12 protein-coding genes are annotated in these 14,884 nt (G+C 67.7%); all 12 read right to left on the reverse strand.

Annotation, left to right across the window (positions count from 1 at the left end):
* Window positions 1–93: 93 nt before the first annotated feature.
* Window positions 94–1,668: an LVIVD repeat-containing protein gene (locus OHA42_RS21525; RefSeq protein WP_406229685.1), complete on the reverse strand. Its 1,575-nt coding sequence runs from the start codon at window positions 1,666–1,668 to the stop codon at window positions 94–96.
* 231 nt (window positions 1,669–1,899) lie between these two features.
* On the reverse strand, window positions 1,900–2,874 hold the full coding sequence (locus tag OHA42_RS21530) for a 3-methyladenine DNA glycosylase (protein WP_406229686.1): 975 nt from the start codon (window positions 2,872–2,874) through the stop codon (window positions 1,900–1,902).
* Window positions 2,875–2,890: 16 nt separating this feature from the next.
* Window positions 2,891–3,955 carry a hemolysin family protein gene (locus OHA42_RS21535; RefSeq protein WP_328400143.1) on the reverse strand — a complete coding sequence of 355 codons (1,065 nt, stop codon included), beginning with the start codon at window positions 3,953–3,955 and terminating at the stop codon, window positions 2,891–2,893.
* Entirely contained in the window at window positions 3,948–5,345 is a 1,398-nt protein-coding gene (locus OHA42_RS21540; RefSeq protein WP_406229687.1) for a hemolysin family protein, read from the reverse strand. Before OHA42_RS21540 ends, OHA42_RS21535 begins: the two co-directional genes overlap by 8 nt.
* Window positions 5,346–6,052: 707 nt before the next feature.
* Window positions 6,053–7,489: a GuaB1 family IMP dehydrogenase-related protein gene (locus OHA42_RS21545; protein WP_406229688.1), complete on the reverse strand. Its 1,437-nt coding sequence runs from the start codon at window positions 7,487–7,489 to the stop codon at window positions 6,053–6,055.
* Between the two features lie 257 nt (window positions 7,490–7,746).
* Window positions 7,747–8,592 (reverse strand): DMT family transporter, encoded by an 846-nt coding sequence (locus OHA42_RS21550; RefSeq protein ID WP_406229689.1) that lies wholly within the window; start codon window positions 8,590–8,592, stop codon window positions 7,747–7,749.
* 3 nt (window positions 8,593–8,595) lie between these two features.
* Window positions 8,596–10,224, reverse strand: a complete 1,629-nt coding sequence (locus OHA42_RS21555; protein ID WP_406229690.1) for a DEAD/DEAH box helicase — start codon at window positions 10,222–10,224, stop codon at window positions 8,596–8,598.
* Window positions 10,225–10,348: 124 nt separating this feature from the next.
* Window positions 10,349–11,287 (reverse strand): M56 family metallopeptidase, encoded by a 939-nt coding sequence (locus OHA42_RS21560; protein ID WP_406229691.1) that lies wholly within the window; start codon window positions 11,285–11,287, stop codon window positions 10,349–10,351.
* Between the two features lie 62 nt (window positions 11,288–11,349).
* A complete protein-coding gene (locus tag OHA42_RS21565) occupies window positions 11,350–11,742 on the reverse strand; it encodes a BlaI/MecI/CopY family transcriptional regulator (protein ID WP_328400153.1) in 393 nt (130 codons plus the stop codon).
* Window positions 11,743–11,778: 36 nt separating this feature from the next.
* Window positions 11,779–12,669 carry an ABC transporter ATP-binding protein gene (locus OHA42_RS21570; protein ID WP_406229692.1) on the reverse strand — a complete coding sequence of 297 codons (891 nt, stop codon included), beginning with the start codon at window positions 12,667–12,669 and terminating at the stop codon, window positions 11,779–11,781.
* A complete protein-coding gene (locus OHA42_RS21575; protein ID WP_406229693.1) occupies window positions 12,666–13,805 on the reverse strand; it encodes a FecCD family ABC transporter permease in 1,140 nt (379 codons plus the stop codon). The genes OHA42_RS21570 and OHA42_RS21575 overlap by 4 nt, the downstream gene beginning before the upstream one ends.
* Complete coding sequence (locus OHA42_RS21580; RefSeq protein WP_406239509.1) at window positions 13,805–14,803, reverse strand: FecCD family ABC transporter permease; 999 nt, start codon at window positions 14,801–14,803, stop codon at window positions 13,805–13,807. Before OHA42_RS21580 ends, OHA42_RS21575 begins: the two co-directional genes overlap by 1 nt.
* Window positions 14,804–14,884 lie beyond the last annotated feature (81 nt).

Here is a 14,884-nt window from a genome sequence, read left to right on the forward strand (position 1 = left end):
GCGAGCCGACCCGGTGAGCATCGGCATCGCTCGCGCCGGCCACGTCCGGGCGGATTGCGTCGGCGTCTGTTCGGTTCGAGCTGGACAATTTGCCTACGACCCGACGATTGATTGCTGGTCGGCGGGCGGGCTGTACACATCGTTGTCGAGTTGCAGCACCATGAATCCGTTGTCGGAGCAGGCGACGTAGAGCTGGTCGCCGCGCCACTCCGGCGGGGAGAAGCACCAGTCGGTGGAGACGTCGCCGAAGGCGAGCTTGCCGGTGCGTGGGGTGATGGCGTCCCAGGGGTTGAACTGTCCTTCGAGCACCGCGCGGGCCGCAGGCGGCGCGGTCATCAGCGGGACGCCGATGATCGAGGCCAAAGCGTGCGGGGAGTTCCAGAGCGACAGGTTCTGGTCGGTGCGGGCAGGCGGATTGAAGTAGGCGATCTCGTGAATGTCGTGCGGGTTGCGGATATCGAAGACACGGATACCGGAGGAGATCCAGCCGCAGGCCAGTGCGGTGGGGTCGGTCGGTCGGTCGGCGGCGCAGTAGTGCGATTCGTAGGCGAAGACCGAACCACCCATGGACGAACCGATATTGGCGTCGATGTGTTGCGGCAGGTTGATCTCCAGCTTGATCTTGCCCGCGACCTTCGGGGCGGTGTCATCGGAGATATCGATGAGTTTCACACCGCCGGAACCACCTTCGTCGACGGTGTAGAGGTACGGCTTGCCGCTGTAGCTGACCGGAATGCTGTGCTGGGTGGCCCAGCCGTCGGTCCAGAACGTCCGCCCGATGTGCTGCACCTGTGAGTTGGGGTCGCGTCGCTGCACTGCGCTGATATCGAGCACGGTGAAGCCGCCCAGCGCCGACAGGTACATCCGATTGCCGTCGGCGCTGATGCCGAAGCCGTGTGCCTCGATACCGGTCAGGCCCTGCCAGATGACACGCGGGTTGGTCGGATCGGTGAGGTCGACGGCGCTGACGAAGCCGGGGGCGACACCGGAGGCCCAATACGTGTTGCCGTCGGGGGAGAAGCCACCCTCGTGGGTAGTGATCGGCAGTGGCATCAGCAGATTCGTACCTGCGCCAGGATTGAGCAGGCGCGGATGTGCGCAATCGGAGATGTCGTAGACCGAGAGGTAGCCGACGCCCTCACCGACGGGAACGCCGGTGCCGACCAGTAACTTGCGAGCGGCATTGACTTTCAGGCTCTCCCAGGTGCCCGCGAGCATTGCGGGTTCGGTCAAGGTCGCCGTCGGCCGCGGGTTCGCCGGATCGGACACGTCGAGCACCTGGACGCCGCGGCCTTCGCTGATCAAGTCGCCGGGAAAGAACGAGCCCATGTACGCGCAGTTCTCGTAGCTGGTCGAGGTGATGCCCGCGCCGCGCCCTGCGAAGCCGCCGAGCATGGTCATATTGCACCGGTAGCCCTGGGTGCTGCGCCGACTGTCGCGGTCGGCGGCAGGCACGTCGCCCTGCAGGCCGGTTTCCGGCATTGACCCCGGCCCGCAGTTCGCACGCGGCACCGAAGTGCGGCCGACATCGAGGAATTCCTGGACGAAGGTGGCGATATCGGACTGCAGATCGGCCGACGCGCTGCTGGGCACCATCATCGCGGCAATCACCGCGGTGGCGACCAATGCCAGCGTGCGGGCGCGGCGAATCCTCACCAATGGGCGCATCGTTGCATCCCCCAACTTTCTTCGATCTCGAACCATGCCGGCCGCGCTGACTCAGTCAGCAGGCGCGAACTGACTGAATAGTAGTAATACTCAGTAACTTATGGCAGTGGTTTGGAGATAATTCCAAATGCTTGGTTTGTTCGGAAGGCATGACGCTCACCGAGATCGCCGGATCCGGGGCTGGTCGGCGCGGGTGGCCGGGGGTTGAACCGGGTCTAGATCTGCGAGGTACTAGCTGCTGAGCAGGGAGGTGTCGAGCGCCTGCGTGTCGACGGCGAGCAACGTGTCGCAGAGCTCTAGAAGGCGCTGTCTGAGTCGAACCGATTGTTTCGCGAGGTCCGACTGTGCTCGGACGTATTCGGCTCGTCCTGTCGGCGTTTCGATGCGCACCGGCTCGTACCCGTAGGCGGAGAGATCGTACGGACTCGCGCGCATATCCAGTTCCCGTGCGGCACAGGCGAACTCGAAGAAATCCAGCAACATGTCCGAGGCGATGAGCGGGGCCAGTTTGAAACCCCATTTGTAGAGGTCCATGTTGGCGTGCAAGCAGCCGGGCTGTTCGCGGGATACCTGGTCCGCGCGCGTCAGCGGCTCGATATTTCGCCCGATCGCTTCCGGCGTGAAAAAACGGAAGGCGTCGTAGTGGGTGCAGCGCAGCGACATCGACTCCACGACCTCGTCGGTGCCTGTCCTGCCCAACCGCAGCGGGACCTGCTGGTGGCGGACGTCGTCGGTGCGATAGACCATAGCCCACTCGTGCAACCCGAAACACGACAGCTGTGCGGGTCGAGATGCGGTGGCGCGCACCAGGTTCGCGACGAACTCGATGGTGTCCCGACGCCGTGCGAGATACGCGGGATCGGCGGTGAACGTGCTACTGCCGGAATCGGATTCGATTCGCGAACCGTCGCCGGCGATCTCGGTGGTGCTCGGATTCGCCACGAGATCGCCGGTCGGCACGACGCGATGATATCCGCGAGCGCCCTCGTATTCGGCTGCGCCTGCGAGTGCCACCCCGTAGCCGGGATGCCAGCGCCGCAACTGCGCAGGCTTGTGCCCGTAGTAGGTGAACAGGAAGTCGATCACCGGATGCGACGACCCCGCCGCCCGCCGTTGGAGATAGGGCCCGACGAGTTCATCCAGCCGTGCCCGATGCGCAGCGGCGTGGGCTCGCCACTGCGCCTCGGGCAGTACGCGCAGACTCATTCGAACGGGACCTGCCTCATTCGATCACCCGGTGCGTGTTGTCACGGACCGTGCCGACGAACTCCTCCACCAGATCCTCGAGTGCGACGATGCCGGTGGTGTTGCCGCGACTGTCCACCACCCGGCCGAGGTGGCTGTTGGTGCGGCGCAGCCGAGCAAGCGCCTCGTACAACGTGGTGCCCATGCTCACCGTCGGCAGCGGCCGAATATCGGTGCGCGGGATGGGCGTGTTCGGTCCGGCCGTCTCATCGGCGACCTTGTCGAGCACATCCTTCACGTGCAGATAACCGACCAGCGATCCATCGACGGCGCGGACCGGATAACGGGAGAAACCGGTCTCCGCGACGGCGGACTCGATGTCGCCGAGCGTGGTTCCGTTGCCGCGCAATGGGACCGACCTGGTTGTTTCCAGTGGCACCACGACATCGGCGACCACACGATCGGAAGTGCCGAGCGCCTGGGTCAGTCGCCGGTGCTCCTCCTCGTCGAGCAGTCCCTCCGACCGGGATTCACCGATCATCTCGGCCAGCTCGACGCTGGAGACGGTGGCATTGAGCTCGTCTTTCGGCTCGATCCGCAGCAGTCGCAACGACAGGTTCGCGGCCATGTTGTAGATCGCGATGAGCGGGCGGGCCAGCCGCAGCCACGCCAGGTGGATCGGAACCAGCAGCAGCGCGCTGCGTTCCGGACCCGCCAGCGCGATGTTCTTCGGGATCATCTCGCCGAACAGGATGTGCAGGATCACCACGATCGTCAACGCGACGGCGAACGCAACCGGATGCAGCAGCTGATCCGGCAGGCCGACCAGCTCGAACGGGCCCTCCAGCAGATGCGCCACCGCGGGCTCGCCGACTCGGCCGAGCAGGATCGAGCAGATGGTGATGCCGAGCTGTGCCGCGGCGAGCATCATCGACAGGTTCTCACCCGCCCGGATCACCGTGGTCGCATTGCGCTTGCCCTGTGCTGCAAGCGCTTCCAGACGGTCCCGGCGGGCCGAGATCAGCGCGAATTCGGCGGCGACGAAGAAGGCATTGCCCGCGAGCAGCACCACCGTGAGCAGCACTCCGAACAGATCACCCACGACTGTGCTCCTGGTCTGCGTGGTGCACACGGGAATGCAGCACCTCGGAGGAGACCGGGATCAACCGCACGCGGTCGATGCGCCGCCCGTCCATCCGTTCGATCTTGGCGATCCAGCCGCCTTCGTCCGAGTCGTTCGACGGTCGGTTGTGCGAACCCGGATTCGGCAGCACCACCTCGTCACCGGTCACCGGAATGCGGCCGAGCCGGGTGAGCACGAGGCCGCCGAGCGTCTCGTATTCACCTTCGGGTGCGTCGTATCCGGTCGCGCGCGACACCTCGTCGATACGCAGCAGACCAGAGCAGTCCCAGCCGTCGGAGACCCGGCGGACGTCGCGCTCCTCTTCGTCGTGCTCGTCGCGCACATCACCGAGGATCTCCTCGATGATGTCCTCCATGGTGACGATGCCTGCGGTGCCGCCGTATTCGTCGACGACCAGCGCCACCTGCATGCCGTCGCGGCGTACTCGTTCGAGCACCTCGTCACCGTCGAGACTGGCGGGCACGATCGGCACCGGCCGCGCGAGCAACTGCAGCGGTATGGTGCTCCGGACGTTCGCCGCATGGGTGAACGCCTGCTTCACGTGCACAACTCCGAGAGTGTTGTCGAGATCCCCGTCGATCACCGGGAAGCGGGAGTACCCGGTGCGGCTGGCGGCCGCGATGAGATCGGCGATGGTGTCGGACTTGTCCAGCGATTCGATCTTGACGCGCGGGGTCATCAGCTCCTCGGCGCTGCGCTCGCCGAACTGCAGCGAGCGGTCGATCACCACTGCGGTGCGCTGATCGAGCGCGCCGCGCAGCGCAGACGTTCGCACCAACGAGCCGAGCTCCTGCGGCGAACGCGCCGAGCGCAATTCCTCCGCGGGTTCCACCCCGAGGCGGCGAACCACCCAGTTCGCGGTGCCGTTGAGGAAGTGGATCATCCACTTGAAAACCACCGAGAACGCGATCATCGGACCCGCGGTGAGTCGCGCGGTGCCGAGCGGCATCGCGATCGCGATGTTTTTGGGCACCAGCTCGCCGTAGATCATCGACAGCGAGGTGGCCAGCACCAGCGCCAGCGTCAGCGAGATGCCGTGCGCGGCACCCGCGCTCACGCCGAGCGCGGTGAACGGCGGGGACAGCAGCCTGGCCAGCACCGGTTCGGCAATGTAGCCGGTAATCAGCGTGGTGATGGTGATCCCGAGCTGGGCGCCGGAGAGCTGGAACGACAGCGTGCGATGCGCCTGACGGACCATCCGCGAGCGTGCGTCACCGGTGCGCGCATGTGCCTCGACGGTGCTGCGTTCGAGTGCGGTCAGGGAGAACTCGGCGGCGACGAACAGCGCGGTGCCTGCGGTGAGTGCAATGAAACCGACCAGGCTGAGCGCGGTGAGCACGACAGACATCGTCAGCACCGCCCGCGGGACGCGGCACGGTCGACCGCGGGGAATCGAACTGAATCAGAGTGGACTGCTGCGGGAAGGAGAGCGCCGGGTTTGTCACCCGGCTCGGTAGAGGAGCCCTCCTGTGCGGCGCCCTCGGACGCGGGTGACAACTTGTTCCTTTCGCGAATGGGAGCTGTAATGCCGGAGACCGGCAACCCTCATGCTACCGGCTGTGTCTTTTGGCCGCGCCTGCGGCGCGGCGTGTTCGCGGCCCCCGAGGCTCGCGTCCGAGCGGCCGAGACTCGTGCCTGCGGCACATGCGCTTCGGCCGCTCGGCCGCGAGCCGGCCGCGAACGGTCGCTCGTAAGACTCGCTCCGTGGTGGGTGGGTTGGTGGTGTCAGGTGCCATGACGAGGCGAGCCTGCTGGAGAGGGCTGCCGGGCTCTTGCTGGTCGCTGTGGCGGTATTCCATCGGCGAAACCGGCGGCCGACCGCACTTGGAGGATGATCTTGTTGTGCGGTTCGGGTTGGGCTGCGTGTGCGGGGGTAGGTGCGCGCGCAGCGTCATTGATGGTTTGTGCCTGGTCTTGCCCGCTGCTGGGTGCGGGTGTTCTTCGGTGAAACGGGCGGCCGACTGCACTTGGAGGATGATCTTGTTGTGCGGTTCGGGTCGGGCTGCGCGTGCGGGGTAGGTGCACGCGCAGCGCCGCTGATGGATTGCGTCCGGTTTACCAGCCACTGGGCAGGGGGCGGCCCTCGGCGAAACCTGCGGCGGACTGGACGCCGAGGACGGCCTTGTCGTGCAGTTCGGCGAGGCTGCGTGCGCCCGCGTAGGTGCAGGCGCTACGAACGCCGGAGCAGATGTGGTCGATGAGGTCCTCGACGCCGGGGCGCTCGGGATCCAGACGCATCCGTGAGCTGGAGATGCCCTCCTCGAACAGTGCCTTGCGGGCTCGGTCGAAACCGCTGTCGGAGGCGGTGCGGGCGGCGACGGCGCGCTTGGAGGCCATGCCGAAGCTCTCCTTGTAGGCGTTGCCGTCGCGGTCGACGCGCAGGTCGCCAGGCGACTCGTAGGTGCCTGCGAACCAGGAGCCGATCATCACGTTGGACGCGCCGGCGGCCAGTGCGAGTGCGACGTCGCGCGGGTGCCGGACGCCACCGTCCGCCCAGATGTGCACACCGAGTTCCTTTGCCGCGGCGGCGCATTCGGCGACCGCGGAGAACTGCGGGCGGCCGACGCCGGTCATCATGCGCGTGGTGCACATGGCGCCGGGGCCAACGCCGACCTTGATGATGTCCGCGCCTGCCGCGGCGAGGTCGCGAGTGCCCGCCGCCGAGACGACGTTGCCTGCGACCAACGGAACGCCGAGGCCGAGGTCGCGGATGGCGCTGAGGGTTTCGAGCATCTTGGCCTGGTGGCCGTGTGCGGTGTCGATGACGAGCAGGTCGGCGCCGGAGTCGGCGAGCGCCTTGGCCCGGGCGGCCACGTCACCGTTGATGCCGACGGCGGCGGCGACGCGCAGCTGGTTGTTGGCGTCGACATTCGGCTGGTAGATGCCGTCACGGACCGAGCCGGTGCGAGTCATCACACCCGCCAGGGAGCCGTCCTCGCCGACCAGCACGGCCAACTGGGCATGCTTGGCTTCGAGCAGATCGAAGATGTCGCGCGGTGAGGTGCTGGCCGGGGCCTGCACGAAATCGGTCATCGCGACGTCGCGCAGCCGGGCGAACCGGTCGACGTCGGTGCACGACGCCTCGGTGACGACGCCGATCGGCTTGCCGCCGTCCACCACAACGACCGCACCGTGGGCGCGCTTGTGCATCAGAGCGACGGCCTCGGACACCGAACGCTCGGGGTCGAGGGTCACCGGGGTGTCGGCGGTGAGCGATCGGCTCTTGACGAATCCGATGGTGTCGGCGGCCGCGCTGATGGGCAGGTCCTGCGGCAACACCACGATGCCGCCGCGACGGGCGACCGTCTCGGCCATCCGGCGCCCCGCGACCGCGGTCATATTCGCCACGACGATGGGGATGGTGGTGCCGGACCCGTCGGCAGTCGACAGATCGACGTCGAACCGCGACGCGACATCCGTCCGATTCGGGACGAGGAAGATGTCGTCGTAGGTCAGGTCATACGGCGGCTGATGGCCAGGGAGAAACTGCACTTAACCGATGATATCCGGCTCTGTGGGGCCGCGTGCAATTCCCCAGCATTCGACGCCTGGCGCAAGAGAGACACCCATCACACACGGTGGCGGTTGTCGGGTCGGGGTGAGCAGCGCGACCAATACCGGCTGCTGGCATCGACAGGCGCGCCCAGATGACGGCGGATCCGCGGCAGCGGAGGAAGATCGGCGGTGCGGTGTTCGGCTACGTGGTGCCGAGTCCGTTCTCGGTCCGCGGCCGGGTTGTCCGTCGGACTTCAAGCCTCCGCTTGGGCACGTGAGAGCTGGATTGTGGTCGCGCACATGACAATCACCGTACAGCCGATCACTACGAGGCCGATGGTGCCGGTGCGCAGCCGCTCGTCGAGAACGGTGATGCCGACGTAGGCGGCAGCCAAGGGTTCGGTGATGCAGATGGCGGGCAGCGAGGCGACGAGGGGGCCGGCTTGGAACGCGCGCTGCTGGAGGTAGAAACCGATCAAACTGGCGGCGACGAGCGCCCAGGTCTGCCAGCTGCCGAGTACCTGACCGAGGCCGTGCTCGAACAAGGTCGTGACGTATTCGGTGAGCGCGGCGGCCAGACCGAACAGCGCGCCGCCCGCCGTGCCGAGCAGCATCGCGCGCAGGGCCGGGGCCGCGGTGGCGGCACCGATCGCGATCGCGGCGGCGATCAGGCCGAGCAGGATCGCCAGCGGCACGATCCACTCGTGCAGGGGTGCGTTGGCATTTCCCTCCGACGGATCACCGACGATCAGGAAGCACGCCAATGCCGCGACGAGTGCGATGGCGGTCGCCCAGGTGCGCGCGGTGACGGTGCGTTTATTGAGTCGCGCGGACAGCGGCAGCGCGAAGACGAGCATGCTCACAAGGATCGGCTGGACGAGAAGCACCGCGCCCAGCGCGAGCGCAACGACCTGCATTGCGAAGCCGCCCGCGTCCCCGAGGATCCCGGCCCACCACCGTGGATTGCGCAGCAGTGCGCGGATCAACGAGTCGCCCTCGGGCACCGCCGCGGCCGCATGCTGCTGGGCGACCGCGGCGACTGCGAACAGCAGCGCCGCGAGCAATGCGCAGATGATGGCGGCCAGCGGATGGTGGGGCATAGGTCAGTTTGCCATGCGGTTGCTGTTGTCCGCCACGCCCTGTGGCCGACCGGCGCGTCGACGTGTATTCCCGGGCGTGTCACCCGCGGTGGTCCGGCTCGGCGCGGCGTTCGACGAACCGGTCGCGCGCCCGGTCGAACTCGTTGCGTGACCGGTCGTCGCCGAACCGGCGGCGCGATTCGACGACGACGCCGGGCCCGCGGCTCGTGACGTCTTCGTCGCGCCCGCTGCGCGGTCTGCCCCCGCCGAAGTGCCTGTCGAACGGCCGGAAGTCTTCGCTGCGCCCGCGCCGCGCGCACCCGAACGTGCGCCGCGCCCGCTCGACCCGCGACCGCCTGCCGCGGCGCTGCCGGACTTGCGGCTCGTGGACCCGGATCGACCGCCGGCCGTCGCGGACTTCGGCTCTGCATCGTTGGCCACCGCGGCAACGACGGGTATGCCAGACGGCTGCCTGGCACCGGTGATCGCGATCAGTCGCCGATCTCCCGGCCGCACCTCCACCGCGTCGATGTCCACACCCGCCTTGCGGGTCATCTTGTCGACGTCGTCGCGCTCGTCCTCGGTGACCAGCGTGACGACGACGCCGTCCTCGCCCGCGCGGGCCGTGCGCCCGGCGCGATGCAGGTAGGCCTTGGACTCGGCAGGCGGGTCCACGTGCACGACAAGGGAAATCCCGTCCACATGGATACCGCGCGCGGCGACGTCGGTGGTCACCAGAACCGGGGTCGAGCCGTCGGAGAACGCGGCGAGGGTCCGGGTCCGGTTGTTCTGCGCCTTGCCGCCGTGCAGCGCGCCCGCGGCGATGCCCGCGGCGCGCAACTGCTTGGCCAGCCGGTCGGCGCCGTGCTTTGTCCGCACGAACATGATGGTCAGCCCGTCGCGGGCGGCGATCTCGGCGATGACGGTGCGCTTGTCGATCTTGCGCAGATGCAGCAGATGGTGCGACATGGTCGCGACCGAGGCCGACGGCGGCGCGGTCGAATGCGTGACCGGGGAGTCCAGGTAGCGCTTGACGAGCTTGTCTACCTCACCGTCCAGTGTGGCCGAGAACAGCAGTCGCTGACCATCTTTCGGTGTCCGGTCCAGCAACTTGGTGACCTGGGGCAGGAAGCCCATATCGGCCATGTGGTCGGCCTCGTCCAACGCGGTGATGCGGACTTCCGAGAGGTCGGCCGAGCGCTGATTCACCAGGTCTTCCAGCCGGCCAGGTGTGGCAATCAGCAGGTCGACGCCGCGAGCAAGCCGGTCGGCCTGACGCTTGATCGGCGCACCTCCGACCACCGCGGCCACCCGCAAACCGAGCGAAAGCGCCGGGTTGTCCAGTGCGCGTTCGATCTGTGCGGCCAGCTCCCTGGTAGGCACCAGCACGAGTCCGCGTGGTTTGCCGGGCTTGGCCGACGCACCGGCGAGCCGGGCGAGCATGGGCAGCCCGAAGGCGAGCGTCTTACCGGAACCCGTCGGCCCGCGCCCGAGCACATCCCTGCCCGCCATTGCGTCGGGCACCGTCGCGGCCTGGATCGGGAACGGAGCCTCGATGCCGTCGTTGCGCAGTGCCTGCACCAGCGGGACCGGCAGGCCCAGATCGGCGAAGGTCACGGCGGGCGCCGCGGTGGCAGGGGGCGAGGAGGTCAAAGGTGTGTGTGCCTTTCGTGTCTCGGCGCGGCGGGAAACCGGGCACTCGTGGTGCGTGCCGAGAAAGTTGGCCCGGCCTTCGGGAAGAGTGCTGGGGCCGGGTGGTCAGCGAGGACCGAGTGATTCAGTTGCGGAGCAGCCGATCCAGTTCGACCAACCAGGGTACCGCGACGGCCATGGTCGGAACGACAAGAATGGCCGCCGAGCCGAGATAGGCGGCCGAGGCGACCCGGATATCGCCGATACGTCCGCCGAGTCGTTGGATGCGGATGAGCGTGGTCGGCCCGCCCGCGGCCAGCGCGCCCTGCGGGGCGGTGGACTTCGAACAGGCGACCAGCGCCCGCGCGAGCGGTGTCGGGCCGGTCACCTTTACGGCGGAGTCGTCGGCGAGCAGTTCGATCAGCAGCTTCACCGAGCCGAGCGCGGCCCTGCTGCGCACCACCACTGGGAAGGCTTCATGGACCGCGGTGAATGCCTCGAGTACCAGGTCGTGGCGGGCGCGCAGGTGCGAGCGTTCGTGGCTGACGATGGCGGTGACTTCGGCATCGGCCAGATTGGTGAGCGTGCCCTCGCTGAGTACGACCCGTTGGCGCAAGCCGGGGAGACAGTAGGCGATCGGCTCGGTCGAGGCGAGCACCCGGATGTCGGCTGCCCGGCGATGCGGTCCGCTCTGGTCGAGCAGGTCGACCAGCATGCGGTGGTGAGCGCGCCGTCTGCGCGTGTGCACGCCGACTCGGATCACTGCGTAGATCAGCCGGGCACCGATCATCAGGGTGAGCGCGAAGACGAAGACGTAAGCCAGCCACAGCGGCAGGCCGAGTGCGTCGATTTCCCTGGCCGGCGAGGTGGTCGGTCGGCCATCGGGTCCCGGGACGAGCAGTTCGGCGGCGATGGCCAGACCGGAGCCGAATGCGCTGAGCACGGCGGCCAGCGCGATGGCCTGCCACAGCACGAGTGCGGCCCGAGGCGTCCGGTATGTCCAGGTCGCCCGGCTCAGTAGTGCTGGGGCAGGCCCCGCGAGAAGCAAAGCGAGTCCGGCGAAGACCGGCGCGGTTGCGTTCATCGACTCAGCTCACTGCGTTGTGGGGCCAGGGCGCTCACGGCATTGTGAGGCCAGGTCCAAGATTACTGCGACGGCGGCGCAGTGCCCTCGGATGCTTCGAGCTTAGCGAGTGCTTCGCGCAAAGCGTCAGCCTCATCCCTGCCGACCTGTTCGACGAAATGGACGAGTGCCGCTGCCCGGCTGCCCGCTTCGTCGGCCTGTTGCAATGCGTCGAACATCAAACTGGCGACCAGCTCGTCGCGAGTGTGCACCGGCGCATAGCGATGTGCGCGGTCGTCGCGCCGCTGGACGACGAGGTTCTTCTTCGCCAACCGCTGCAACACCGTCATCACGGTGGTGTAGGCGAGCTCACGTCGCGCAGCCAATGCCTCGTGCACCTGCCGGACCGTTTGCGGTTCGTCACTCGACCACAACTGGTCCATGACCGCTTTCTCGAGTTCACCAAGTCCTGCCATCCCACAAGTTTACGGACTCAACGACACAATTGCGTACTACACGCCGTCGTAACTGTCTGATAGCTGTGTGGCATTTGTCATACCCGGCGGCCTCGACCCGTAGGCCGCGCGCACGTGCCTGGTGCCGATGGGCACGATCATCGGCCGACCGGACACCGGGTCTTCCAGCACCGAGGCGTCGAGATCGAACACCTCGCGCAACAGCCCGGCATCGATGATGTCACCCGGCTTGCCCTGTGCGACGATCCGGCCCGCGTGCATGACGATCAGTTCGTCGCTGTAGCGGATGGCCAGATTCAGGTCGTGCAGCACCATCACCACGGTCCGTCCGAGGTCGTCGTGCAACCGGTCGACGAGGTCGAGCACCTCGACCGAGTGCGCGAGATCGAGGTAGGTGGTCGGCTCGTCCAGCAGCAGGATGTCGGTGCCCTGGGCCAGCGCCATCGAGATCCAGGCCCGCTGGCGCTGCCCGCCGGAGAGCTCGTCGAGCGGGCGGTCGGCGAGATCGGCGATGCCGGTCTGCTCCAGTGCGGTCATCACCTCGGCTTCGTCGGTGACCGACCACTGCCGGATCCAGGACTGGTGCGGGTGGCGGCCGCGGGCAACCAGATCGGCGACCGTCAGCCCTTCCGGTGCGACGGGAGCCTGCGGAAGCATGCCGACAACGCGGGCGACATCCTTGGTCTTCATCGACGAGATCGCCTTGCCGTCCAACAGGACTCGGCCCTGCTGCGGCCGCAACAGGCGGCCGAGCGAGCGCAGCAGTGTCGACTTGCCGCAGCCGTTCGGGCCGATGACGGTGGTGATCACGCCGGGGGCGACGTCGATGCAGAGCCCGTCGACGATGACGCGATCGCCGTAGCCGAGGGTGATGTTCTCGGCGGAAAGCCGGTGTGCGTCGACGCTTTCGGCGGATTCGGTAGTCATGACAGGGTCGCCTTCCGATTCATACGCACGAGCAGGTAGAGCAGGAACGGACCGCCGAACGCCGCGGTCACCACACCGACCGGAAGATCCACCGGAAACAGTGTTCGCGACGCCACATCTGCCCCGACTACCGCGATGGCGCCGACGAGCGCCGAGCCGATGAGCGGTTCGCCGGGTGTTCGCAGCAATCTGCGTGCGATCTGGGGTCCGGCCAGGCCCACGAAACCGACCGGGCCGACGACAGCGGTGGCAACCGAGGCGGCCACGACCGCCGCACCGATCAGCATCGCCTGCTGCGTTTGGATACGTACGCCGAGCACCCTGGTGGTCTCGGCGCCGAGGCGCAGCGCGGCGAGCGTGCGGGCCGAGCCGAGCGCAACCGCAACGACGACGGTCAGCGCGAGCGCCGCCGGGATCAACCGGGACATGTCGGTGCTGTTGAGTGACCCGTTGAGCCAGAGCTGGGCGCGTGCCGCGTCCTGCAGGCTGGCGCGAGTGAGCAGGAAACTGATACCGGACAAAAGGAATGCGTTCACACCGATGCCGACCAGTACCAACCGCAGACCGGTGACGCCGTGGTCGCCGGTCGGGCTGCGCCCCCACGCGAGCAGGTAGATCGCCACCGCGGTGAGCAGGCCGCCCGTCAGTGCGGCAAGTGGCGCGCCGACCGATGCGGCGAACCCCGTTGTGGCGCCGCCGGTTCCGACGATGACCGCCACCGCGCCGAGGCTCGCTCCCGCGGTGATGCCGAGGGCATCCGGAGCGGCGAGCGGGTTGTGCAGGATCGACTGGGTGAGGGCGCCTGCGAGGCCGAGCGCGGTGCCGACCACGACCGCGGTGAGCGCGCGGGGCAGGCGCGACTCCAGCACGATGAAACGCTGAGAGCGCGTGCCGCCGCCGGTCAGCACGTCAAGGACCCGGCCGACGGGAATGTGTGCGTCGCCGATCGTCATGTCGAGGCAGAACATGGCGAAAAGCACTGCGGCGAGTATCAACACGACCAACAGCATCGTGGGCCGGAGCACCAGCGACAGCGGGCCGATGCGCAGGGGAGGGCGGAAGCGGCCGGGCCCCGCGGACTTGCCGATGTCTTTGGTCGGTGGGCTCGTCGTGGCGAGCGTGTTCGAGGAAAGCATCACAGGTTCACCAGCTTTCGGCGTCGCATGAGCAGAATGAAGCACGGTGCGCCGATCGCGGCGAGGGTGACACCGACCTCGAGCTCGCCGGGCCTTGCCACGACGCGTCCGACGATATCGGCAATCAGCAGCAGCAACGCGCCGAACAAGCCGGAGTACGGGATCAACCAGCGATAGTCGGGCCCGGTGAACACTCGGGCCAGATGGGGCACTACCAAGCCGAGAAAGGCAATGGGCCCGACGGCGGCGGTCGCGGCTCCGCACAGCAGGACGATCGCGGCCAGCCCCAGCGCCCGGCTGCGACCGATATTGACACCGAGCCCGCGGGCGACCTCGTCGCCGAGGCTGAGCAGGTTCAATCCCGGCGACGCCGTCACCGCGAGCACGAGACCGACCGCCAGGAACGGCAACACCTGCCAGAACACTTCCGCGTCGCGCCCGCTCACGCTGCCGACTACCCAGAACCGATACGTGTCCAGCGCCGTGGTGTCCAGCAGTACAACGGTATTCGTCATTGCCTGCAGGAATGCGGTCACCGCCGCGCCGGCCAGCACCAGGCTCAGCGGGTTCGCCTTTCCGCCGCCGATGGACGACACCGTGAACACCACGAGCCCGGCGACCAGCGCCCCGGCGAAGGCGAACCAGATGTACTGCTCGGGCGCGGTGAAGGCGAAGAGGTAGACGCTCAGGGCCGCCAGAAATGCGGCGCCCGCATTGAGGCCGAGCAGCCCGGCGTCGGCGAGCGGGTTGCGCGTGTAGCCCTGGATCAGCACACCGGCGATGCCGAGTGCCAGTCCACAGGCGAGCGCGAGCGCGGTGCGGGGCAATCGAAGTCCGCGCACGATCTCTTCGGCCGTCGATCCGGCCTGGCAGTGGAAGGGGCCGCCCGGGCAGGTGAGTGCGTCGTGCATCGCGGCATAGACAGTGCCGGGCGAGAGCGTGCGGGTCCCGATCGCGATGCCGGCCACCGCGGCGGCCAGCAGCAGAGCCGTCAGCAGGAGTAGTCCGAGCCACCGACGCCGCGCGGTTTTCGCCTGCGGTCTGGTGCTGCGTGCCCGCGCCTGTTGCGCAGTTTTCGA

This window comes from Nocardia sp. NBC_01009 (genome assembly GCF_045208035.1).
In the GTDB taxonomy this organism is placed as follows: domain Bacteria; phylum Actinomycetota; class Actinomycetes; order Mycobacteriales; family Mycobacteriaceae; genus Nocardia.